This window comes from Luteococcus sp. H91 (assembly GCF_038433135.1).
GTDB lineage: Bacteria > Actinomycetota > Actinomycetes > Propionibacteriales > Propionibacteriaceae > Luteococcus.
Window position 1 is genome coordinate 37,455 of the sequence record NZ_JBCDMV010000021.1, and the last position, 22,286, is coordinate 59,740.

Sequence of the window (22,286 nt, forward strand, 5' to 3'; positions counted from 1 at the left end):
GCTCCGATCAGTGCTGCATGTCCACGAAGCGGGAGTAGTGGCCTTGGAAGGCGGTCACGACGGTGTCGGTACGGCCGTTTCGGTGCTTGGCGACGATCAGGTCCGCTTCACCAGCGCGGCTGGATTCCTTGTCGTACACGTCATCGCGGTGCAGCAGGATCACCATGTCGGCGTCCTGCTCCAGACTGTTGTGCGCAACGATGCCATTGGCCACGAAGTTGTGGGTTTCCTCGACGGTGGCGTCAAAGACGTCGCGCTCACCGATCTCTTCGATCGAATCAATGGTGGTCCACTCGGGCTTCTCTCCCACAGCTACTGCGAGTTCGTCGCCTGTCGACAGATCTTCCAGCCGTGACCATCCATCGGGGCCAAAGAACTTGTGATTGCCGGTCGCCTCAATCTGATGTCCAGTGGCGAGCCGCATCAGGTAGGTCGTCTTGCGACCGGACGGGAAGGCATGGGTGAGATTGGCGGTGATGATCGTGCCATCAGAACCCATGGACTGGATCTCGACATCTCGAGCGCCTGACTCGACCAGTTCTCCCAAGGTGACACTGGTGCCGTCGGCCTTCAAGATCGCCGCCCCGGCCGTCAGACAGCCCGACTCGCGAAGGTCGGAGAGCATCGGCTTCTTGTCCGTGCGCTGCTCGGGGCCACGGTTCAGCTGCGAGAGCGCGATCACGGGGATCTGGAGTTCCTTGGCCAGCAGCTTGATCTGGCGGGAGAACTCGGAAACCTCCAGCTGGCGGCTCTCCACCTTCTTGCCCGAGGTCATCAGCTGCATGTAGTCGATGATCACGAGCTTCAGGTCGTGGCGCTGTTTCAGGCGACGCGCCTTGGCGCGGATCTCCATCATCGTCAGGTTCGGCGAGTCGTCGATGAAGAAGGGCGCCTCGGAAACCTGGGAGGTCTTGCGCACCACCCGGCTCCAGTCCTCCTCGGTCATCTTGCCGCCGCGGATGTGGTTCAGCGGCACCTGGGCCTCGGCCGAGAGCAGACGCATCACGATCTCGGTCTGGCTCATCTCCAGAGAGAAGAAAGCCGTTGTCAGCTTGTGCTTGATCGACGCCGCCCGGGCAAAATCCAGGGCCAGGGTGCTCTTGCCCACCGCGGGTCGCGCGGCAATGATGATCATCTGGCCGGCGTGCAGGCCGTTGGTCAGGTCGTCGAGTTCGGCGAAGCCGGTGGGCACGCCGCTCATTTCGCCGCCGCGGTTGGCGATCGACTCGATCTCGTCGATCGCGGGTTCGATCAGCATGCTCAGCGGCTTGTAATCGTCGCTGGTCTTGCCCTCGCTGACCTCATAGATGGTCTGCTGGGCGGCGTCGACGATATCGGTGACGTCGCCCTGGCCCTGGTAGCCCATCTGGGCAATCTTGATCGACGCCTCCACGAGGCGACGCAGCACCGCCTTGTCCCGCACGATCTCCGCGTAGTAGCCGGCATTGGCGGCAATCGAGACGCTGGCCAGCAGGTCGGCCAGGTAGACGTGCCCACCCACCTTGGAGATCTCGCCGCGCTTGCCCAGCTCGTCGGCGACGGTGACCGGGTCGGCCGGCTCCCCCCGGCCGTACAGGTCCAGGATCGCGTCGTAGATCAGCTCGTGCGCGGGCCGGTAGAAGTCGCGTCCCTTGAGCACCTCGACGACATCGGCGATGGCGTCCTTGCTCATCAGCATGGCACCCAGCACGCTCTGCTCGGCGGCCAGATCCTGCGGGGGAGTGCGGTCGATCCCGCCCCCGCCACCGCCCTGCGGCGGCGCCTCGTACGAGGATTCGCTCATGATGGCCCCCTCCGGTCAACGTGTCTGACAGTCACCCTAGGGGGCGCCTCTGACACTTCTGCGCCGGGCCAACCTACCCCCGGCGCAGCACCTCCACAAGCCGGTCCACCGGAGTTTTCCACAGGGCATGTGGACAACCCGGGGATCATTGTGGAACACGCCGGGACGACCTTGTGGAGAACTGGAGATGAATGGTGGACAGGGTTCTCGGCTGATCCACATAAGAGCATCTGACTAGGCACTTCGCGACTTTTCGCGACCTGTCGACAAATTTCCGGGATTGACTAGGGTGAACGACGTGTGCTTATCGGTCCGCTTGACAGGGGTCGCCTGGCATGCCTCGACGGGGGCTTTCCACAGCAGTTGTCCACAGCTCGTTGTGGATGGGCGTGGGCAACTGGGGGCTGACCTGCGGCGTTGCCCAGTGAGCTACCCAACAGTGGCAATTCCTGGCCTCTGTGGCCCTCGGACTTGGGTGGCATACCCAAGGGGGGTACCATCGTCGGCATGGAGCACGCCCACCACGGATACATCGAGAACAAGGATGCCTACCTCAACCGCCTGAAGCGGATTGAGGGACAGGCGCGTGGGCTGCAGAAGATGGTGGAGGACGAGAAGTACTGCATCGACATCCTCACCCAGATCTCCGCCATGACCAGCGCGCTGGAGTCCGTCGCGTTGGGTCTGCTCGACGAACACCTGAGCCACTGCGTGCTGCACGCGGCGCAACAGGGCGGCGACGAGGCGGACCTCAAGATCAAGGAAGCCAGCCAGGCGATCGCCCGGCTGGTCCGCAGTTGATCTTGCTCGGCACAATCCCACACCACAAGGAGAAACCATGATCACCAACTACACCGTCACCGGCATGACCTGTGAGCACTGCGTCAACCACGTCACCGAAGAGGTGGAGGCGCTGGATGGCGTGCAGGCCGTCAAGGTGCAGCTGGAGGGCGGCAGCATGGCCGTCACCAGCGACGCCGAGATCGACTTCGCCGTCATCACCGAGGCCGTCGCCGAGGCCGGCGACTACACCGTCGCCAAGAACTGACCCACGCACGCATCCCGCGTGTACGCATCCCGAAAGGCTGTGCCCCGTTGACCACCACCCTCGAACCCCGCCAGGACATTCGGCAGTCCGTCGAACTCGACCTGCAGGGGATGACGTGCGCCTCCTGTGCCGCCCGGATCGAGAAGAAGTTGAACAAGGTCGACGGGGTGCAGGCCAGCGTCAACTACGCCACGGAGAAGGTGCACCTGCTCGCCCCGCCGAGTGTCACCGTCCCGGACCTGATCGACGTGGTGAAGCAGGCCGGCTATGGTGCCTCCATCCCGGTGCCCGACGCCATCCCCGTCGACCACGCCCGTGACCTGAAGCTGCGGATGATCCGCTCCTTCATCTGGTCCATCCCGGTGGTGCTGATGGCCATGGTGCCGCCGCTGCAGGTGCCGGGCTGGCAGTGGTTCAGCCTGGTGCTGGCCACCCCGGTGGTCTTCTGGGCCGGCTGGCCCTTCCACAAGGCGGCCTTCGTCAACCTGCGGCACGGCACCACCACCATGGACACGTTGGTGAGCCTGGGCACGCTGGCCTCCTTCGGCTGGAGCCTGTACTCGCTGTTCTTCAGTTATGCCGGTTACATCCCCTACAAGCATCCCTTCGAGCTGCACCTGGGGCACAGCTCCCCGGCGGGCAACATCTACTTCGAGGGCGCGGTGGCCATCATCAGCTTCCTGCTGCTGGGCCGCTGGATCGAGGCGCAGAGTCGGCAGGAGGCCGGCGCCGCGCTCCGCTCACTGCTGGAGATGGGCGCCAAGGAGGTCTGCATCCTGCGCGACGGGGTGGAGACGAGGCACCCGATCGCCGCGCTCAGACAGGGCGACAGCTTCGTCGTGCGTCCGGGCGAGAAGGTGGCCACCGACGGCGTGGTGATCGAGGGCGCCAGCTCGGTGGACAATTCCATGATCACCGGCGAGTCCGTCCCGGTCGACGTGGGCGTGGGCGACGACGTGATCGGCGCCACCATGAACACCACCGGTCGGCTGGTGGTGCGCGCCACCGCCATCGGCAGCAATACCCAGCTCTCCCAGATCAGCCGCCTGGTGGAGGCCGCCCAGACCGGCAAGACCCAGGTGCAGGCCCTGGCCGACCGGATCTCCGGCGTCTTCGTGCCGATCGTGCTGGTCATTGCGCTGGCCACCTTCATCGGCTGGCGGCTCTATGAGCGCACCGGCATCGCCTTCGCCTGGTCGGCCGCCGTCGCGGTGCTGATCATCGCCTGCCCGTGCGCGCTCGGCCTGGCCACCCCGGTGGCCCTGCTGGCCGGCACCGGCAAGGGCGCGCAGCTGGGCATCGTGATCCGCGGCCCGCAGACCCTGGAGCAGGCCCGCAACATCGGCACCGTCATCATGGACAAGACCGGCACCATCACCACCGGCGAGATGAATGTGGCCGGCCTGACGGCCCTGCCGGGCGTCGAACCCGACGAACTGGTCCGGATCGCCGGGGCGCTGGAGGGCCATTCGGAGCACCCGATCGCCCAGGCCATCGCCCGTCGGGCGGCCGAGACCGGCGTCAGGGCGGTGACGGTGCTGGACTTCGCCAACCTTCCCGGACGGGGTGTCCGGGGCCGGGTGGACGGTCGGGAGGCACTGGCCGGCAATGCCGCGCTGCTGACCGAGGCCGGGGTGGAGATCCCGGCGGAGCTGGTGGCCGCGGTGGACAAGGGCAATACCCTGGGCCAGACCGTGATCCTGATCGCCTGGGATGGCCGGGCCCGGGGAGCGATCGCCGTCAGCGACACCATCAAGCCCACCAGCATGGCCGCGATCGCCCAGATGAAGAAGCTCGGCCTGCGCACCGTGATGCTGACCGGTGACAACGAGCGGGCGGCGCGGGCGATGGCCGAGGGGCTGGACATCGACGAGGTGCACGCGGGCGTGCTGCCGGCCGACAAGGTGGCCGTCGTCCAGCGGGCGCAGGAGGCGATGCACGGCGACAAGCACCGTCAGGTGGCCATGGTCGGCGACGGGGTGAACGACGCCGCCGCGCTGGCGCAGGCCGATCTGGGGATCGCGATGGGCTCCGGCACCGATGCGGCGATCGCGGCCAGCGACGTGACCCTGATGCGACCTGACCTGATGTTGGCCGTGGATGCCATCCGGCTGAGCCGCAGCACCCTGGCCACGATCAAGCAGAACCTGTTCTGGGCCTTCTTCTACAATGTGGTGTCGATTCCGGTGGCCGCGGCCGGATACATGAACCCGATGTTCGCGGGTGCCGCGATGGCCTTCAGCTCGGTCTTCGTCGTGCTGAACAGCTTGCGGCTGCGCGCCTTCCGATCATTGGCTGCATAACCCGAAGGCGTCACCCTTGTCACCCGGACAATCACCCGCATCCTCTGGGAGATGGCCAACGCCGATGACACGATGGATGTGGTCGGCAAACAGGGCCTCGAGACTACTCGGGGGAGTGGCGAGTCCTTGTGAGCGGACACAAAAGGGCCGGACACCGTCGCCTCGGGGGCGACGGGTCCGGCCCTTTTTCGTCGGTCAGCGACCGTAGGTGGCCTTGGCCTTCTCCAGCGCCGCCACATAGCCGGCGCGTTCGTAGGCATCCGCGTCGACGTCGGCCGGGATGGCCAGCAGGCCACGGGCCTGATCCAGGCTGAGCTCCTTGCGCTTCAGCCAGCTGGCCAGACCCGCATTGAGCTGCGCCGCGTAGCCCGCACCGTGCCGGACCAGGGCCGAGGTGGTCATCACCACGTCCGCACCGGCCAAGAGGTACTTCACCACGTCGTCGGCGGTCTCGACGCCCGTCGTGGCGGCCAGCGAGGCCTGCACCCGGCCGCGCAGGGCGGCGATCCAGGTGCGCGGCAGGCGTGCCTCATGGGGCTGCGAGAGCTCCAGCCCGGGCACGACCTCCAGCTTCTCGATGTCCACGTCGGGCTGCAGGAAGCGGTTGAACAGCACCAGCCCGTCGGCGCCCGCCTCGTCCAGCTGCACGGCCAGGTGGCCGAAGGAGCTGAAGTAGGGCGAGAGCTTCATGGCCACCGGCACGCTGACCGCGTCCCTGACCCCCTGCAGGATCTCCAGATGGCGCTGCTCGACGTCGTTGCCGGACAGGCTGAGTTCACCGGGAACCAGGTAGACGTTCAGCTCGATCGCGGCGGCGCCGGCATCCTGCATCCGTCGGGCGACATCCACCCATCCGCCGTGGGTGGCGCCGTTGACCGACGCGATCAGCGGGATCTCCAGCTTCTTGGCGCCCGCCTCCAGCAGCTCCAGGTAGCGGCTGGTGATGCCACCGCTGTTGGAGGCCGGGGTGGGGAAGTAGGTCTGTGCCTCGGAGAAGCTCTCCTCGTGCAGCTGGGTCATCGCCTCGGCGCGGGCCGCCTCGTGCCGCAGCTGTTCCTCGAAGAGCGAGTACATCACCACGGCGCCGACGCCGGCCTCGGCCAGCTGCTGCATCCCGTCCACGCTCTGCGAGAGCGGGCCGGCCGAGGCCACCACCGGGCTGCTCAGCTGCAGCCCGAGGTAACTGGTGGTCAGATCCACCCCGTCGACGGTGGGCGTGGCCGACGTGCCCTCGGTGGGGGCGGAACTGGTGGGCCGGATCGGCACGATCCCGGGGCGCAGCTTGTCGGTCGCATTGGAACCCGCGGCCGACTTGGCAGCGGCGGAGGCGATGGCGGCCTTGAGGGCTTCATCCATCTCGGGCATGTCAGGCGTCCTTTCGGGCATCGGCGGCGAATTCGTCGGCGTGACGGGTGGCCATCCGCTCGTAGTCATTCCAGCGACGTTCCACCTGCTCCTGGGCCAGCTCCAGCAGGCGCTGGGCCTCATCGGGGTCGGCATTGAACAGCATCTTGAAGCGCAACTCCTTGGAGTGGTACTCCTTCAGCGAGAAGCGCGGCCGCGGTGAATCCAGCAGGAAGGGGTTGCCGCCCGCATTGCGCACGGCCGGGTTGTAGCGCATCAGCGGCCAGTGGCCGGAGTTCACCGCCATGTACTGCTGATCCAGGCCCTTGCGGATGTCAATGCCGTGGGCGATGCAGTGGCTGTAGGCGATGATCAGGCTCGGGCCGTCATAGGCCTCCGCCTCCCGGAAGGCCTTCAGGGTCTGCTGCGGATCCGCGCCCATCGCCACCCGGGCGACGTAGACATTGCCGTAGGCGATCGCCTGCATGGCCATGTCCTTCTTGTTGGTGATCTTGCCGCCGGAAGCGAACTTGGCCACCGCGCCCATCGGGGTCGACTTGGAGCTCTGGCCACCGGTGTTGGAGTACACCTCCGTGTCCAGCACCAGGATGTTGACATTGCGGCCCGACGCCAGCACGTGGTCCACGCCGGCCGAGCCGATGTCATAGGCCCAGCCGTCGCCGCCGACGATCCACACCGAACGACGCAGCAGATGGTCGGCGACGCTGGCAAGATCGGCAACCTTGGGGCCGCTCATGGTGGCCAGTTTCTCCTGCAGCCGCTGCAGTCGCTCGGCCTGGCGAGCAAGATCAATCTCCTGCTTCTGCTCGGCATCCAACAGGCCGTCCACCAGCGCGTCATCGTCGATCTCCGTGCGGAGCTCGGCCAACCGGGTCCGGGCCAGGTTGGTGTGGAAGTCGGCCGCCAGTCGCAGACCAAGACCGAACTCGGCATTGTCCTCGAAGAGGGAGTTGGACCAGGCCGGGCCACGCCCCTGGGCATTCTTGGCCCACGGGGTGGTGGGCAGGTTGCCGCCGTAGATCGACGAGCAGCCGGTGGCATTGGCCACGCTGGTGCGATCACCGAAGAGCTGGGTCAGCAACTTCAGGTAGGGCGTCTCGCCACAGCCGGAGCAGGCCCCGGAGAACTCGAACAACGGCTCCAGGAACTGGGTGCCGCGCACCGTGCCGAAGTCCACCCGGGAGCGGTCGTTCACCGGGATGGTCTCGAAGAAGTCGACATTCTTCTTCTGTTCCGTGCGGTCCAGCACCGGCGCCAGGTTGATCGCCTTGCGGGTGGGCTGGCCGATCGGGGTCACCGGGCAGGCCTCCACGCACAACCCGCAGCCGGTGCAGTCCTCCGCGTAGACCTGCAGGGTGTAGCGGGTGTCCGGCAGACCGGCGGCGTCCAACTCGACGGTCTCGAAGCCGTCGGGCTGGCCATCCAGTGCGTCGGGGCCGTAGTACTTGGCGCGCAGCACGGCGTGCGGGCAGACGAAGGAGCAGTTGCCGCACTGGATGCAGGCTTCCGGATCCCAGACTGCGATCAGGTCGGAGATGTTGCGCTTCTCATACTTGGTGGTGCCCGACGGGTAGGAGCCGTCCACCGGCAGGGCGGAGACCGGCAGGTCGTCGCCGCGCCCGGCCAGCATTGGCGCCGTCACGGACTGCACGAACTTGGGGGCGCCCTCCGGCACGGGAGCCAACAGGCCGTGCTCCGACGTGGTCTGCCCCGGCACCTCCAGGTGGTGCAGGTGCTCGATCGACTTGTCGACGGCCTTGTGGTTCTTGGCAACGATCTCCATCGACTTCTTGGAGTAGGTCTTGGTGATCGCCTTCTTGATCTTCTCGATCGCCACGTCCTTGGGCAGCACGCCGGAGATGGCGAAGAAACCGGTCTGCAGCACGGTATTGGTGCGGCCGCCCAGCCCGGCATCGCGGGCCACGGCATTGGCGTCCACCACGTGCACGTCAATTCCAAGATCAATGATCTTGGTCTGCAGCGGTTCGGGTAGCTTGTCCCAGACCTCCTCGACGGGGTAGGGCGAGTTGATCAACAGCGTGGTGCCCTTGCGGGCGAATTCCAGCACATCGACCCGCTCCAGGATGGACCAGTGGTGGCAACCGATGAAGCCGGCCTTGCTGACCAGATAGGGCGCCTTGATCGGGTTGGGCCCGAAGCGCAGGTGACTGACCGTGCGCGAGCCGGACTTCTTCGAGTCGTAGACGAAGTAGCCCTGGGCATAGGTGTCGGCGTCGGAACCCAGGATCTTGATGGTGTTCTTGTTGGCGCCCACCGTGCCGTCGGAGCCCAGGCCGTAGAAGACGGCCCGCAGTGTCGCGGAGTCCTCGATGTCCAGATCCGCGTCATAGGGCAGGCTCAGGTGCGATACGTCGTCGTTGATGCCGACGGTGAATCGCGGCCTCGGTTGCTCCTGACCCAGCTCGTCGAAGATCCCGACCACCATGCCGGGGGTGAACTCCTTGCTGGAGATGCCATAACGGCCGCCGATCACCAGCGGCATGAAGGGCCGCTGGCCCCGGCTGACGGCCTCGCCCAGCGCGGTCATCACGTCCAGGAAGAGCGGCTCGCCGCCGGCGCCCGGCTCCTTGGTGCGGTCCAGCACCGCGATCCGCTGGATGCTGGCCGGAATGGCCGCCAGCAGCTGTTCGGTCGGGAAGGGGCGGTAGAGCCGGATCTGCAGCATGCCCACCTTGCGGCCCTGCCGGGCCAGGTAGTCGATGGTCTCGCGCACCGTCTCGGCGCCCGAACCCATCACCACCACCAGCTGCTCGGCCTCGGGATCGCCGTAGTAGTCCACCAGGTTGTACTGCCGGCCGGTCAGCGAGGCAAAGTTGTCCATCACCTTCTGCGTCACCGACGGAGCCCAGGTGTAGAAGGGGTTGGCCGTCTCGCGGGACTGGAAGTGGGTGTCCGGATTCTGCGCGGTGCCGCGGATGAAGGGATTGGCCGGGCTCAGCGCCCGGGCGCGGTGCTCCTGCACCAGCTTCTCCGAGACCATCGCGCGCAGCACGTCGTCGGAGAGGCGGTGCAGCGTGTTCAGTTCATGGCTGGTCCGGAAGCCGTCGAAGAAGTGCACGAAGGGAATGCGGGTGTGCATGGTGGCCACCTGGCTGATCAGCGCCATGTCGTGGGCCTCCTGCACGCTCGCGGAGCTGAGCAGGGCGACGCCGGTCTGGCGCACCGCCATCACGTCCTGGTGATCACCGAAGATGCTCAATCCCTGCGTGGCAAGGGAACGCGCGGCGACGTGGAAGACCGTGCTCGTCAGCTCACCGGCGATCTTGTACATGTTCGGGATCATCAGCAGCAGGCCCTGGGAAGCGGTGAAGGTGGTGCACATGGCACCGCCCTGCAGTGCACCGTGCATGGCGCCGGCGGCGCCACCCTCGGACTGCATCTCCACCACGCTGGGCACCTGGCCGAAGATGTTGGTCCGGCCGTGACTGGCCCACTCGTCGGCCAGCTCCGCCATGGTGGAGCTGGGGGTGATCGGGTAGATGCTGCACAGCTCGTTGAGCCGGTAGGCGACGTCGACGGCGGCCTCATTGCCGTCGACGATCATCCGCTCGCTCTCGCCGGACTGGGCGTCGTGGCCGCCGGGCTGGCCATAGGGCGCGGTGACGCTCTCCGGCATGGGCGGTACGAAGGCGCCGTAGGTGCCGCTGCGCTGGTCGCGGACCGGTTCCTGCGGAAACAGCTTGTAGGACTTCTGCTTCTCGATCATTCTCAGGCCTCCGGGATCATCTCAATGGCGTGCACGGGGCACTGGTCGTAGCACGTCGCACAGCCCGTGCACTTGGAGTAGTCGAAGCGGTAGCGGTGATCCTTGCCGAGCTTGATCACGGCATCCTCCGGGCAGGCGCCCAGACAGCCGTCGCACTCGAAGCAGTTGCCGCAGCTCAGGCACCGCTTGGCCTCGAAGATCGCCTGGTCGGGCGTCAGGCCGCCCACCACCTCGTCGAAGGTGCCGCGGGCATCCTCGGCCAGCTCGGGCTGTTCCCGACGGGTGTGCCCGGCGCCGAAGTACCACAGGTGCAGGTCGTCGAACTTCACCACCGGGTGCTTGACCGGATCGTTGCCGACGTACTGGTTCAGCCAGATGTCGATCTGCCTGGCGGCCCGCTTCCCGTGCCCGACGCCGACGGTGACGGTGCGCTCGCTGGGCACGGCGTCGCCACCGGCGAAGATGCCGGGCACCTCGGTCATCAGGGTGTCGGGGCTGACGTTGACCACGTCACCGTCGAAGGTCATCCCGGGGATGCCGTGCAGGAAGCGGGTGTCGGCATCCTGGCCGATCGCCAGGATCACGGTGTCGGCCTCCAGCTTCTCGAACCTGCCGGTGCCGCGGGCCTTGCCGTTCTCGTCCAACTCCATGATCTCGACGGTGAGGTCGTCTTCCTCCATCGAGCTGATGGTGCGCAGCCAGTTCATCTTGACGCCCTCGCGCTCGGCCTCCTCGGCCTCGATCGCGTGCGCGGGCATCTGCTCCTTGGTGCGCCGGTAGACGATCACCGACTCCTCGGCGCCCAACCGGCGGGCGACGCGGGCGGCGTCCATCGCGGTGTTGCCGGCGCCGTAGACGGCCACCTTGCGGCCGATCACCGGGCGCTCGCCGCTGGCGACGTCGCGCAGGAAGCTGACCGCATCAACCATCCGCGACGCGTCCTGGTTGGGGATGTCGACCCGCTTGGAGAGGTGGGCGCCGACGGCGACGAAGACCGCGTCGAAGCCGCCCTCGGTGCGCTCCTTCTCCAGGTCCTCGACGGTGTGGTTCAGGGTGATCCGCACGCCCATGTCGGTCAGGCGCTTGATCTCGGCGTCCAGCACATGGCGCGGCAGGCGGTACTCGGGGATTCCCCAGCGCATCATGCCGCCGGCCTTCTCGCTGGAGTCGCGGATCTCGACGTCGTGTCCCAGTCGGGTGAGGTGGTAGGCGGCGCTCAGGCCCGAGGGGCCGGCGCCGATCACCAGCACCTTGAAGCCGGTGTTGTTGCGGGGCTTCTCGAAGGCCCAGCCCTTCTCGATCGCGGCATCGCCCAGGAAGCGCTCGACGGAGTGGATGCTCACCGAACCGTCCAGTTCGACGCGATTGCAGACATTCTCACAGGGGTGGTAGCAGACCCGGCCGTGGATGGCGGGGAAGGGATTGTCCCGGGTCAGCTGCCGCCAGGCAGCTTCCTCCTGGCCGTGCTTGATCAGCCGCAACCATTCCTGGATGTTCTCACCGGCCGGGCAGCCGGCATTGCAAGGGGGCAGCAGATCGACGTAGACGGGCATCCGGGTGCGGACCGGGCCAACGCGTCCGGCCGCGCCTGCCAAGTCCGGCAGCTGCGTGATGTCGCGAGCGGCACCCTCACCCTGGGGGTCGGTTACTGGCTGGGTCATGAGCGATTCCCTTCCGCGTGGGACGCGACCGGTTGCGTCCACTACAGGCGATAGTAACCGGCGTTTCCGGATCAAATCGGCTTAGGGTTGCCTAAGTGGCGGAAGGGGTGTGCTGGTCAGCCCTGGGCCTCGAGCGCGGCCTCCAGGCGCTCCAGCTTGGCGGTCATCTCATCCGTGCGACCGGGACGAATGTCCGCCTTCAGCACCAGGGCGACCCGGCTGCCGTACTGGCCACAGGCCTCGGTGGCGCGCTTGATCACGTCCATCACCTCGTCCCAGTCGCCCTCGATGGTGGTGAACATCGAGTCGGTGCGATGGGGCAGGCCGGATTCGCGCACGATCCTGACGGCCGCGGCGACGGCATCATGCACGGATGCGTCGGGATTGTCGCCGCCCTTGGGGCCGACGCCGGACGGGGCAACGCTGAAGGCTACGAGCATGGCTCCGAGTCTACGTCCGGCTCAGGAGCGCAGACCCAGGATTCGCGCCCGTTCGATGGCCTCCTCCCGGTTGGCCACCCCCAGTTTCTTGTAGATCCGACGCAGGTGGGTCTTGAGCGTGTTCAGCGAGATGAACAGTCCGTCGGCCGTCTCCGACAGGGTGCGCCCCGGCTCAAGGCTCAACAGCACATTGCGTTCCGCCTCGGTCAGCGGGATCTTCGGGCGGGTGCCCGCGATCCGGGTGTGCCGGGCATTCGGGGTGTTGAGCCCCAGGCGCTCGGCCAGGACCGTGGCGCGCTGGAAGGCCTGGGTGGCTTCGTCCCTGCGGTGCAACTGGTCGGCCGCCGTGCCGAAGACCATCAGCATGAACAAGGTGTACTTGGCATGGTCGCTCAAGGGCCGATGGCTCACCACCAGCGGATGCAGCAGTTCATGCGCGCGCTCCGGCTGCCCCTGGGCCAGGGCGAGCCGGGCCTGGGGCACCGCCAGGCTGGCCTGTCGTTCGGCCAGTGGCTGGGCCATCAGTCGCTCCAGTTCCCGGGAAGCGGCAGCCAGGTCATGATCCGCCAGCGCCGCATTGAAGGCGCCCATTCCCACCACCAACTCGTCGAACGGGCTGGCTGGCGGATGCGGTTGGTCGCGGTAGGCGCGCACCAGGTGCCGGGCCTGGCGCGGATCCTCCCGGAAGACGTGGTAGATCGCCAGAACGTGGGTGCGCAGGCCATCGGTCTCCACCGGATGCTCCTCTCGCTCCACCACCTGCTGCGCCCAGTGCTGGGCCATCGCCAGGTCCCCGGTGTCCACCGCAACCAGGGCCTTCGCCAGCACCGCGTACTCGGTCACCGCGTTGCTGGTGAAGGCCGCCTCGGCGCTGTACTGCAGGCCTTCATCGGCCAGCTGGGTGGCCTCGATGACGGTGCCCTGTTCGGCATGGATGAAGGCCAGCGCGGACAAGGCCGTGGCGATCGCCCAGGGGACGTCCTGCACCCGGGCGAGCCCCAGACTGGAGAGCAGCACGTCCCGCGACTCGCTCATCCGGCACTGGTGCAGCAGCCACAGGCCGTGCTCCAGCCGGAGCACCGCCACCAGCGCCAGATCCAGCTCGTCTTCCATGATGCTGTCGGCATCGCGGGCGATCTGCAGTGCCGTGGAGACGTCGATGTCCGACGGGTAGCCGGCCCGACGCAGGGTGCCCAGCACCAGGCTGGCATAACCCAGGCTCCCGGTGCTGTTCTGGGTGAACAGCTGTGGGTCGAGCGCGCTGATCTGGGCGATCATGGTCGACGGGGTTGCCAGTCCCTGGGTGATGGCCCGCACCGAGTCCATCTCCCAGCCGGGCGGGAGCAACTCGGTCAGCTCGGGGAGGGTGTGCTCCAGCTCCGGCCGGTACAGGTTCGCCGTGAGGTACTCGGCCGCCAGCCGCCAGGCCAGATCAACCAGGTGTTGCTCCATCGCCAGCTCGACCGCCGCCAACGGTCGCCCCCGACTGCGCAGCCACAGCGTGGCCCGCGCGGTCAGCTCGTCCTTGCGGTGCGGCTCGTGCTGCATCAGCCAGCGTTGCAGGTAGTCGCGCAGCACCGGATTCAGCCGAATGGAATTGTCCGCATCCCAGGTGAGTGGCAGGCCCCGCGCCTGGAGACGGGTGAGTTGTGCGACGGCATCGCTGCGGCCGGTCATCCACGCCGCGGCCTGGGAATCCAGGCTCGGCGGTGCGGCCAGTTGGTGCAACAGCTCGATGTCCTGGTCGTCGAGCCCGGCCACCACCTCCTCGGCGATGTAGCTGTCCAGGAGCCGATTCAGGGCGGCCGAACGGGGCCAGCGGAGCCGCTCGGAGGCCAGGATGCGAATCACCGCTGGCCAACCATGGGTACTGGCCATGATCACGTCCAGCCCGCTCTGCGTGAGCTCCGGGTTGCGCTCGGCCAGCTGCGCGGCCACCTCGTCGCGCGTCCAGGCCAGCTGGCTGCCGTCCAGATCCACCAGTTGGCCCCGGGCCGCCAGGGTTCCCAAGGGCGCGGCGGGCCGACGTCGCCCGACGAAGATCACCCGGATGTCGGGATCGGCCTCCACCAGCTCAAGGATTCGGCTCACGACGGTGGCATCGGCCAACAGCTCCTCGCCGCTGACCACCAGCACCAGCAGCTCGCCCGTCGGATGGCAATCGGCCACCGCGGCAAGGTCTTCGGCCGATCGGATCGGCCGGTGGGCCAGTCCGGGCTGGCTCTGCAGCCAAGCGGCCACCAGTTCGTCCTTGACGTGGCCAGCGGGTGCGGAAATCACCGCGACCCGGGCCGCGAGTAGTCGATCCAGGTGATGAATGAGACGGCGGGGCACGGTGCCCCTGGAAGGTTCGATCTGGTCCACCTTTCACCTCCCCCGAGAAGAAGAGACCAGTTGGTCAGGAAGTGACCCACCTGATCAGGCTAATTGGCGAGAGGGGCCATGGCACCCGTCAGATCATCCGGGGGGGTGATGGTGCCCGTCCCGCCTCCGGGGACCGCCGCAGGGCCAGCATTCTGTTGCAGGACGAGACAATGGCCGCATCATGGGTGATCACCAGAAGTGGTGAATTCCCGCACCCACGCCACAGATCCGCCATCAGGGCATCTGCAGTTTCACGATCAAGGTGTTCGGTCGGCTCATCCAGAATGAAGACCGAGGCCCCGCCCACCAGCACCCGGGCCAGGGCGACCCGGCGGATCTCGCCGCCGCTGAGCGTCGCTCCGTGCTCCCCGACGACTCGTTGCGGATCGAGCTCCAGACCAGCTCGTCGCAGGGCATCGACGACCTGGTCGTCAGTGGCGTCCTTGTTCCCGATCCGGACATTCTCGGCCAGCGTCGTGGCAAAGATGTGGGCGTCCTGGGCTAGGTAGCCCACCTGCCCGCGAAGGTTCACCGTCCCCGCCTGCGGCGGGATCAGCCCCATCATGGTGGCGGCCAGGGTGGTCTTGCCCACGCCCGAGGGCCCGGTGACCGCCAGCCGATCGCCGGGGCGCAGTTCCAGGTTGAGCCCGACGGCCAGCGGATCCTGACCGGGCCAGCCGATGCTCACCTCGCGGAGCTCCATCCCGGGATCATCCGTGGGCTCCGCGGTGGGGCGATCCCCCTGCCCGACGGCGGGTTCGGCCAGCAGGGCGGAGACCCGGCCCAGGCTGGTGCGCGCCCGGGTCCACGTCTGGGCGGCCTGGGTGAAGCTGGCCAGCACCTCGTGCAGGGCGAGCGGGGTGAGCACCAGCACCGCCAGGTCACGGCCCAGCAATCGTTGGTCCGCCACCGCGTGCGCACCGATCCACAGCGCGCCGATCACCGCGAACCCGGCCGCCAACAGCTGACCAAAGGTGGCCACCCCGCGGGTCCAGGCCGCGCGTCGATCGGCCAGTTCCAGGCGCCGCTGGACGGCGGCCTGACGCTCCAGGCTGGTGGCCTGACGGCCGTAGGCCACCAGGTCGATCGCATTGTGGGCCAGTTCGTCCATGGCGACGGCCAGCTCGGCCCGGGCGGCCACCGCATCCGCGTCGGCCGCCCGGCTGAGCCGCTGGGCCAGCCACGGCAGCGCGATCCCCGCCAGCAACGCCGTGCCCAGCAGGACAGCCGCGGCACCGGGGCTGAAGAGCGACAGCATCAGCGAGGTGCCGAGCATCACGATGCTCGCCGAACAGAGCGGGACCACCACCCGCACCACCACGTCCTGGATCGCCTCCACATCGGCCACCACCCGGGCGAGCAGGTCTCCGCGGCTGCGGCCCAGCAGCGTCGTCTGGCTCAGGCGCTCGTAGCTGTGCAGCCGCAGCGTGCCCTGCATCCGCAGCGCCAGGTCATGGCCCACCAGTCGTTCGCCATAACGGGCGACGCCGCGCAGGATGCCGAAGAAGCGCACCCCCACGGCGGCGGCCTCCAGGTAGAGCACCGGGGGATGCTCCGCCGCCCGGCTGAGCAGCCAGGCCGAGACGCCCATCAGCGCCACCGAGGCGCCGGAGGCGAGCACCGCCAGCAGGGTGGACAGGGCGAAGCGCCGCCGGCCAGCGGGCACGGCGTCGAGCATCTGGAGGGCCAGTCTCATCGCGCACCCCCGACGGTGACCACTCGGTCGGCCATCGCCAGCACCGCCGGGCGGTGGCTGACCACCAGCGCGCCCGCGCCGGAGGCCCGGACGGCGGCGATCACCGCGGCTTCCGCGTCGGCATCCAGCCCGGCGGTCGGCTCGTCCATCACCAGCAGGGATGCACCGTCACGCAGCCGGAGCAGGGCGCGGGCGATCGCCACCCGTCGCTGTTCGCCGGCGGACAGGCCCTCCGCGTCGTCACCGACCGGACGGTCCAACTCCAGCTCCGGACCGCCGGCCAGGTCGAGCAGTTCACGCAGCTCGACGCGTCCGACCTCGCGGCGGGCGCCGATCGCGATGTTGCCGGCGATGGTGGGCTCGGGCATGCCCGGCTCCTGACCCACCCAGGCCAGCCGGCGTCGCCACTCATCCGGGTTGGTCAGCACGTCCTCCCCGCCGCACAGCACCCGGCCGGAATCCGGCGTCCGGAAGCCCATCAGCACCGCCAGCAGGGTGGACTTGCCGCCGCCCGACGGCCCTTGCAGGGCCACCACCTCCCCGGGAGCCAGGTCGAGCGTCACGTCGTCGAGTACGGGCGATGGGGCTCCCGGCCAGGTCAGGCTGATGTGCTCCAGTCGGATCTCCGCCACGGGCCCGCCCGACGCCCCACCGGCCGCGGGCCCCCCGGGGAGATTCGCGGCCTGGATGATCTGCAGCGCCTGGTCGGCAGCCGCCATCCCGTCGGTGGCGTCGTGGTAGTGGGTGCCCACCTGGCGCAGCGGCAGGTAGGCCTCCGGTGCCAGGATCAACACGAACAGGGCGGTGCGCAGGTCCATCGTCGCGAAGACCACCCGGAAGCCGACGGTGACCGCCACCACCGCCACGCTCAGGGTGGCCAGCAGTTCCAGGGCGAAGGAGGACAGGAAGCTCACCCGCAAGGTCTTCATCGTCTCGGCCCGATTGCGTTGCTCGGTGACCCGCAGCCCCTCGCGCTGGCCGCGGGCCCGGCCGAAGGCCTGCAGGGTGGCCAGGCCGGAGACCAGATCGGCGAAGTGGTTGGCCAGCCGGGTCTGCACCCGCCAGCGGCGCTCCACCTGTTTCTGGGTGGTCCAGCCGATCAGCGCCATGAAGACCGGGATCAGGGGCAGGGTGAGGGCGATGATCACGGCGCTCGCCACGTCCTGGCTGAGGATCACCACACCCACCACCAGCGGGACGATCACCGCCAGCACCAGCTGTGGCAGGTACTTGGAGTAGTAGCCGTCCAGCGCGTCCAGACCCTGGGTGGTCAGCGTGACCAGCGTCGACGAGCTGACCGACGCGTCCGCCGGGCGGGCCAGCCGGGCCCGGGCCAGATCGGTCCGCAGCCCGGCCTTCACCCGGGCCGACGCGTGGTGGGCCAGGCTCTCCGCGGCCCAGCCGAGCAGCGCCCGCAGGGTGAAGACCGCCGCCAGGCCGGCGATCCACCCGGTCAGGCCGTCGGGCCGGTGACTGGCGAAGACCGAGGAGATGGCGTCGGCCAGCAGCCGGGCCTGGGCGACGATCGCGACCGCCTGCACCAGCCCCACCACGGCAAGGGCGACCAGGAAGATCCTGGTCGCCCTGCCACGCCGCACCAGGCGGCCGTCGATGGGTCCTGCCATGCCCGCGAGTCTATGCGGGCAGGTTCTTGGTGCTGATCCGCTTGCTGAAGACCCAGTAGCTCCACGCCTGGTAGCCCAGCACCACCGGCACCGCGCAGCCGGCGGCGATGGTCATCACCGTCAGCGTGTACGGCGAGCTGGAGGCGGTGGTCATGTCCAGCGGCTTGGCGGCGTCCAGGCTGATGAAGCCCAGGTTGCCGTACATCTTGACGAAGATGTCGATCACCAGGGCGGCGATCGCCAGACCGGTGAACAGGAAGGCGTAGCCGTCGCGGTTCTGCTTCACCATCGCGAAGGAGAGGAACAGGAAGGCGACGGCCATCGAACCGGCCACCCAGCAGAAGGCGGTGGCGGCGGTGCCCAGCCAGGAGCTCTCGGCGGCCGGCCACGCGATGTTCTGCCAGACGACGAAGGCGGCCATCAGCACCGCGGCGGCCAGGGTGGCCTTGAGGGCAAAGGCATTGGCCTTGATGCGGATGCTGCCCTTGGTCTTGAGCGCAATGAAGACGGCGCCGTGGGCCAGGAAGAGCACCACGAAGAGCACGCCACCCAGCAGGGCGAAGGGGTTGAACAGGCTCCAGAAGCCCTGGGCGATCAGCTGGTCGGAGCCCACCTTGATGCCCTTGACGAAGTTGGCGAAGCCGACGCCGAAGACCAGCGAGGGCAGGAAGGAGCCGATGGTGGCGCACCAGTCCAGCCCGGCCTTCCACTGGGCGCTGTCCCGCTTGGCGCGGTACTCGAAGGCGACGCCGCGCAGGATCAGGCCCACCAGCACCAGGAAGAGCGGCAGGTAGAGGCCGCTGAACAAGGAGGCGTACCAGCCGGGGAAGGCGGCGAACATGGCGCCACCGGCGGTCAGCAACCACACCTCATTGCCGTCCCAGACGGGCCCGATGGTGTTGATCATCACCCGACGGTCGGCGTCATTGCGGCCCAGGATCGGGAAGAGCATCGCGACGCCGTAGTCGAAGCCCTCCAGGAAGAGGTAGCCGAGCCAGAGCACGGCGGACAGACCGAACCACACCATCTGCAGCGTGGTCGGGTCGGCATGCATGGGGGTCATGGGTGCTCAACCTTCCTCAGTACGCGAAGGACAAGGGAGCATCCTCGTCCTGGTTGATCTCGACGGGGGCAACCTCGGGCAGGCCGGCCCGGTTCCACTTCAGGATCAGCCCGAACTCCACGACGGCCAGCGCCCCGTAGACCAGGGTGAACAGCACCATCGTGGTGATCGCCTCGCCGGTGCTGACCGACGGGCTGACGGCGGTCCAGGTGGGCAGGACGCCGGCCACGATCCACGGCTGGCGACCCATCTCGGTGAAGATCCAGCCGAAGGAGTTGGCGAAGACCGGCAGGAAGGGCAGCATCCCCATCGCCAGCATCCACACGCGCCCGGGCATCGGGTTGCGACCCTTGCGCAGCGCCCACAGGATCCACGCGGAGATGGCCATGCCGGCGAAGCCGAGGCCCATCATGATCCGGAAGGTCCAGTAGCTGACCACCACATTGGGCCGGGCGTCGACGGGCATCTGCTTGAGCACCTCGGCATACTGCTTCTGCAGCTCGGTCTGGGTGCCGTCGTCGCGAATGAAGCCCTTGTCCTGGTACTGCTGGGTGAGGTCATTGATGCCCTGCACCTGGGAGTCGAAGTTGCCGTGGGCCAGGAAGGCCAGCAGCTTGGGCACCTTGATGGACCAGACCTCCTTGGTGCCGTCCAGCGAACCGACGGTGACGACGGAGAAGTCGGGGCTGTCCTCGGTCTCGTAGTGGGCCTCGGCGGCGGCCATCTTCATCGGCTGGACGGTGGTCATCACCTTGCCCTGCAGGTCTCCCGAGCCCATCACGGCGAGCGAGGCGGCCAGCAGCACCAGGGCGCCGAACTTGGCCGCCCAGCGCCAGGTGGTGATGTCGCGCTCGATGTGCTCGGCCTTCACCGTGGTGCCGGTGTAGTGCAGGTCGGTTCCCTCGGGGGCATTCTTGCGGGCCTTGTTCAGCCGGGCCAGGTGCCAGCCGGCCAGGCCGGCAACCAGACCGCCACCCACCATGTAGGAGGCGCTGATCTGGTGCGGGAAGGTGACCAGGAAGACTGGGTTGGTGAGCAGGGCGCCGAAATCGGTGAGCTCCGCGCGGCCATTGCGGAAGGTGGCTCCCACGGGGTTCTGCATCCAGCTGTTGGCGGCCAGGATGAACACGGCGCTGAGCATGGTGCCGATCGCGGCTAGGTAGATCGCGGTCAGGTGCAGCTTCTTGGGCAGCTTGTCCCAGCCAAAGATCCACAGGCCGATGAAGGTGGACTCCAGGAAGAAGGCGAGCAGCGCCTCCAGCGCCAGCGGGGCCCCGAAGACGTCGCCGACGAAGCGGGAGTACTCGGACCAGTTCATGCCGAACTGGAACTCCTGCACGATGCCGGTGACGACGCCCGCGGCGAAATTGATCAGGAACAATTTCCCGAAGAACTTCGTGAGGCGAAGGAAGTTGTCATTACCGGTCCTGTACCAGATCGTCTGCAGTACCGCGACCAGCATCGACAGCGAAATGGTCAGCGGAACGAACAGGAAGTGGTAGACCGTCGTGATCCCGAATTGCCATCTGGCAATGACCTGAGCGTCCATGAGGCGGACGTTACTACCTCTTGTCGTAGGTAGCCATCTTCGTTCTAGACTGCGTCCATGGCCATACTTGGGGAGCTTGAGACGCGCATCATGGAAAAGCTATGGCAGCAAGGAAAACCCGCGTCCGTCCGAGAAATTCATGAGAGTCTGCTGAGTGAGAAGACCTTGGCCTACACCACCGTGATGACCGTCCTGGATCGACTGGCCAAGAAGGGTGTGGTGCACCGCGAGCGGGCCGGTCGGCTCTGGTTGTACACCGCCGGACGCAGCCGGGCGGAGCTGGTGGTGGCCTCCATGCAGGACGCCCTGAGCCATGCCGGGCCGGACCAGGCGGATTCCCTGACCCGCTTCGCCCAGACCCTGACCGGGGCCCAGCAGGAGACCCTACGACGAGCCCTCACCTGAGGGGCCCAGGGTGCGGTAGCGGCCGCGCAGGTGGTGCAGGGGCGCCTCGTCGGTGCCGGTGTGGGCCTCGTCGACGGTGAAGACCAGCTGGCGTGACCAGCCAAGATCCTGCGCGCTCTCCAGGCTGAGCTCGGCCCAGTTGGCCACCTCCATCAGCCGCGGCCCCGCGCCGCACTGCTCCCAGCTGGCCAGGGTGAAGGGCCCGCCGGGGGCCGGGGCCAGGCCGGCAAAGGCGTCGGCCAGGAAGCGATGGTCGTCGGCCAGCAGGTGCAGCACGGCGCACCCGGTCCCTTCGGCCCGTTCACACAGGTCACTGTCGGGATCCACCAGGGCAAGGACCCGCCACGGATCGCCGTCCACCAGCAGGACGGCGCTTACCGTCCAGCCCGCTCGCGTGCGCCCCTCGCCGGCGGTCAGCAGGCACACCCGCGAACCCAGTCGGGCGCGCAACTGTCGGGCGGGCTCGCGTCGACCGTCGTCAAAGGGGTGTTCGGGGTGGATGCTCATCGATCTCCTTCGTGCATCATGAGATGATCCTGAATTGGTTTCTCAGTCAATTTTCATGCAAGACTGGTCCTGCCCCACAGCACAGACACAGAGAGACTCCCCCGTGAGCGCTGCGCAGCACAAGCACATCATCCGCCCGATCGTTCCCCTTGTCGCTGGCCTGACGCTGGCCGCGGGCCTGCAGCTGTCGGCGGCGTCGCCGGCCGAGGCCGCCAAGGGCGATGTCACCCACTCCCAGTTGAAGGCCATGTTCGGTGCCCGGGTGTCCAACCATCCGCGGGTGGCCAAGAACCTGCCGGCCCTCAATCGGGAGATGCGTGCTGCCGGGATCACCACCCCGCAGCGCAAGGCCGCCTTCCTGGCCACCCTGGTCAACGAGAGCCGGATGGATCCGAGCGCGCATGAGGATGGTGTGCGCGCTCGGTACAAGGGCCGCGGCTACATCCAGCTGACCGGCTCCTGGAACTACGGCGCTGCCAGCCGCGAGTTCGGCGTGAACCTGGAGCGCAATCCCAATGCGGCCGCCTCGCCGCGGTACTCGGCCGCCATCGCCACCTGGTACTGGACCGAGCTTCGCCCGGGCACCAACCGGGCCGCCGACCGCTTTGACATGGGGCGGGTCAACCGCAACATCGGTTATGCACCCAGCGCCCGGGAGGACCGAGAGCGCTGCGCGGACTTCAAGCGGGCCTACAAGATCCTCAGCGGCAAGAACGCTCCCCGCAAGACCGTCTGCGCACGGCGCTGAGC

Annotated in this window: 16 protein-coding genes; 5 read left to right on the forward strand and 11 right to left on the reverse strand. The window is 67.7% G+C overall.

Going from position 1 to position 22,286, the window contains the following annotated elements:
- Window positions 1-7: 7 nt before the first annotated feature.
- Window positions 8-1,783: a replicative DNA helicase gene (gene dnaB / locus AAEX57_RS11540; RefSeq protein WP_342092280.1), complete on the reverse strand. Its 1,776-nt coding sequence runs from the start codon at window positions 1,781-1,783 to the stop codon at window positions 8-10.
- 507 nt (window positions 1,784-2,290) lie between these two features.
- On the opposite strand from dnaB, the gene AAEX57_RS11545 reads away from it, so the two are divergent.
- Genes AAEX57_RS11545 through AAEX57_RS11555 form a run of 3 tightly spaced genes read left to right on the forward strand, consistent with a single transcriptional unit; the run spans window position 2,291 to window position 5,134 of the window.
- Window positions 2,291-2,584, forward strand: a complete 294-nt coding sequence (locus tag AAEX57_RS11545) for a metal-sensitive transcriptional regulator (RefSeq protein WP_342092281.1) — start codon at window positions 2,291-2,293, stop codon at window positions 2,582-2,584.
- Between the two features lie 37 nt (window positions 2,585-2,621).
- On the forward strand, window positions 2,622-2,831 hold the full coding sequence (locus AAEX57_RS11550; protein WP_342092282.1) for a heavy-metal-associated domain-containing protein: 210 nt from the start codon (window positions 2,622-2,624) through the stop codon (window positions 2,829-2,831).
- Window positions 2,832-2,878: 47 nt separating this feature from the next.
- Window positions 2,879-5,134: a heavy metal translocating P-type ATPase gene (locus AAEX57_RS11555; protein WP_342092283.1), complete on the forward strand. Its 2,256-nt coding sequence runs from the start codon at window positions 2,879-2,881 to the stop codon at window positions 5,132-5,134.
- A 195-nt stretch (window positions 5,135-5,329) separates the two neighbouring features.
- Here the strand turns inward: AAEX57_RS11555 and AAEX57_RS11560 are convergent, their stop codons facing one another.
- The 9 genes from AAEX57_RS11560 to AAEX57_RS11600 form a co-directional block, all read right to left on the reverse strand.
- Window positions 5,330-6,499, reverse strand: coding sequence for a dihydroorotate dehydrogenase-like protein (locus AAEX57_RS11560; RefSeq protein ID WP_342092284.1), 1,170 nt, complete (start codon window positions 6,497-6,499; stop codon window positions 5,330-5,332).
- Window position 6,500: 1 nt separating this feature from the next.
- Window positions 6,501-10,136 carry a pyruvate:ferredoxin (flavodoxin) oxidoreductase gene (gene nifJ / locus AAEX57_RS11565; RefSeq protein ID WP_342092341.1) on the reverse strand — a complete coding sequence of 1,212 codons (3,636 nt, stop codon included), beginning with the start codon at window positions 10,134-10,136 and terminating at the stop codon, window positions 6,501-6,503.
- A 92-nt stretch (window positions 10,137-10,228) separates the two neighbouring features.
- Complete coding sequence (locus AAEX57_RS11570) at window positions 10,229-11,887, reverse strand: NAD(P)-binding protein (protein ID WP_342092285.1); 1,659 nt, start codon at window positions 11,885-11,887, stop codon at window positions 10,229-10,231.
- A gap of 116 nt (window positions 11,888-12,003) precedes the next feature.
- Window positions 12,004-12,327 carry a thiamine-binding protein gene (locus tag AAEX57_RS11575; RefSeq protein WP_342092286.1) on the reverse strand — a complete coding sequence of 108 codons (324 nt, stop codon included), beginning with the start codon at window positions 12,325-12,327 and terminating at the stop codon, window positions 12,004-12,006.
- Between the two features lie 21 nt (window positions 12,328-12,348).
- A complete protein-coding gene (locus AAEX57_RS11580) occupies window positions 12,349-14,661 on the reverse strand; it encodes a LuxR C-terminal-related transcriptional regulator (protein WP_342092287.1) in 2,313 nt (770 codons plus the stop codon).
- Between the two features lie 118 nt (window positions 14,662-14,779).
- Complete coding sequence (cydC, locus tag AAEX57_RS11585; RefSeq protein ID WP_342092288.1) at window positions 14,780-16,387, reverse strand: thiol reductant ABC exporter subunit CydC; 1,608 nt, start codon at window positions 16,385-16,387, stop codon at window positions 14,780-14,782.
- On the reverse strand, window positions 16,384-18,012 hold the full coding sequence (cydD, locus tag AAEX57_RS11590; RefSeq protein WP_342092289.1) for a thiol reductant ABC exporter subunit CydD: 1,629 nt from the start codon (window positions 18,010-18,012) through the stop codon (window positions 16,384-16,386). The genes cydC and cydD overlap by 4 nt, the downstream gene beginning before the upstream one ends.
- 10 nt (window positions 18,013-18,022) lie before the next feature.
- Entirely contained in the window at window positions 18,023-19,075 is a 1,053-nt protein-coding gene (cydB, locus tag AAEX57_RS11595) for a cytochrome d ubiquinol oxidase subunit II (RefSeq protein WP_342092290.1), read from the reverse strand.
- A 16-nt stretch (window positions 19,076-19,091) separates the two neighbouring features.
- A complete protein-coding gene (locus tag AAEX57_RS11600; protein WP_342092291.1) occupies window positions 19,092-20,624 on the reverse strand; it encodes a cytochrome ubiquinol oxidase subunit I in 1,533 nt (510 codons plus the stop codon).
- 90 nt (window positions 20,625-20,714) lie between these two features.
- Between AAEX57_RS11600 and AAEX57_RS11605 the strand changes: the two genes are divergently transcribed.
- Window positions 20,715-21,029: a BlaI/MecI/CopY family transcriptional regulator gene (locus tag AAEX57_RS11605; protein WP_342092292.1), complete on the forward strand. Its 315-nt coding sequence runs from the start codon at window positions 20,715-20,717 to the stop codon at window positions 21,027-21,029.
- Here AAEX57_RS11605 and AAEX57_RS11610 read toward each other — a convergent pair.
- A complete protein-coding gene (locus tag AAEX57_RS11610) occupies window positions 21,009-21,536 on the reverse strand; it encodes a flavin reductase family protein (RefSeq protein ID WP_342092293.1) in 528 nt (175 codons plus the stop codon). The genes AAEX57_RS11605 and AAEX57_RS11610 overlap by 21 nt on opposite strands.
- 103 nt (window positions 21,537-21,639) lie before the next feature.
- Between AAEX57_RS11610 and AAEX57_RS11615 the strand changes: the two genes are divergently transcribed.
- The gene (locus tag AAEX57_RS11615) at window positions 21,640-22,284 is read left to right on the forward strand and encodes a glycoside hydrolase family 19 protein (protein WP_342092294.1); all 645 of its coding nucleotides are present in this window, start codon (window positions 21,640-21,642) and stop codon (window positions 22,282-22,284) included.
- The last annotated feature ends 2 nt before the right edge of the window (window positions 22,285-22,286 follow it).

What these genes read in the sequence shown, in the direction of transcription:
- dnaB (WP_342092280.1), bottom strand. Translation starts at nt 1,783, where the DNA reads ATGAGCGAATCCTCGTACGAGGCGCCGCCGCAGGGCGGTGGCGGGGGC.
- cydC (WP_342092288.1), bottom strand. Translation starts at nt 16,387, where the DNA reads ATGAGACTGGCCCTCCAGATGCTCGACGCCGTGCCCGCTGGCCGGCGG.
- AAEX57_RS11575 (WP_342092286.1), bottom strand. Translation starts at nt 12,327, where the DNA reads ATGCTCGTAGCCTTCAGCGTTGCCCCGTCCGGCGTCGGCCCCAAGGGC.
- AAEX57_RS11570 (WP_342092285.1), bottom strand. Translation starts at nt 11,887, where the DNA reads ATGACCCAGCCAGTAACCGACCCCCAGGGTGAGGGTGCCGCTCGCGAC.
- AAEX57_RS11545 (WP_342092281.1), top strand. Translation starts at nt 2,291, where the DNA reads ATGGAGCACGCCCACCACGGATACATCGAGAACAAGGATGCCTACCTC.
- AAEX57_RS11600 (WP_342092291.1), bottom strand. Translation starts at nt 20,624, where the DNA reads ATGGACGCTCAGGTCATTGCCAGATGGCAATTCGGGATCACGACGGTC.
- cydB (WP_342092290.1), bottom strand. Translation starts at nt 19,075, where the DNA reads ATGACCCCCATGCATGCCGACCCGACCACGCTGCAGATGGTGTGGTTC.
- nifJ (WP_342092341.1), bottom strand. Translation starts at nt 10,136, where the DNA reads ATGCCGGAGAGCGTCACCGCGCCCTATGGCCAGCCCGGCGGCCACGAC.
- AAEX57_RS11560 (WP_342092284.1), bottom strand. Translation starts at nt 6,499, where the DNA reads ATGCCCGAGATGGATGAAGCCCTCAAGGCCGCCATCGCCTCCGCCGCT.
- cydD (WP_342092289.1), bottom strand. Translation starts at nt 18,012, where the DNA reads ATGGCAGGACCCATCGACGGCCGCCTGGTGCGGCGTGGCAGGGCGACC.
- AAEX57_RS11610 (WP_342092293.1), bottom strand. Translation starts at nt 21,536, where the DNA reads ATGAGCATCCACCCCGAACACCCCTTTGACGACGGTCGACGCGAGCCC.
- AAEX57_RS11550 (WP_342092282.1), top strand. Translation starts at nt 2,622, where the DNA reads ATGATCACCAACTACACCGTCACCGGCATGACCTGTGAGCACTGCGTC.
- AAEX57_RS11605 (WP_342092292.1), top strand. Translation starts at nt 20,715, where the DNA reads ATGGAAAAGCTATGGCAGCAAGGAAAACCCGCGTCCGTCCGAGAAATT.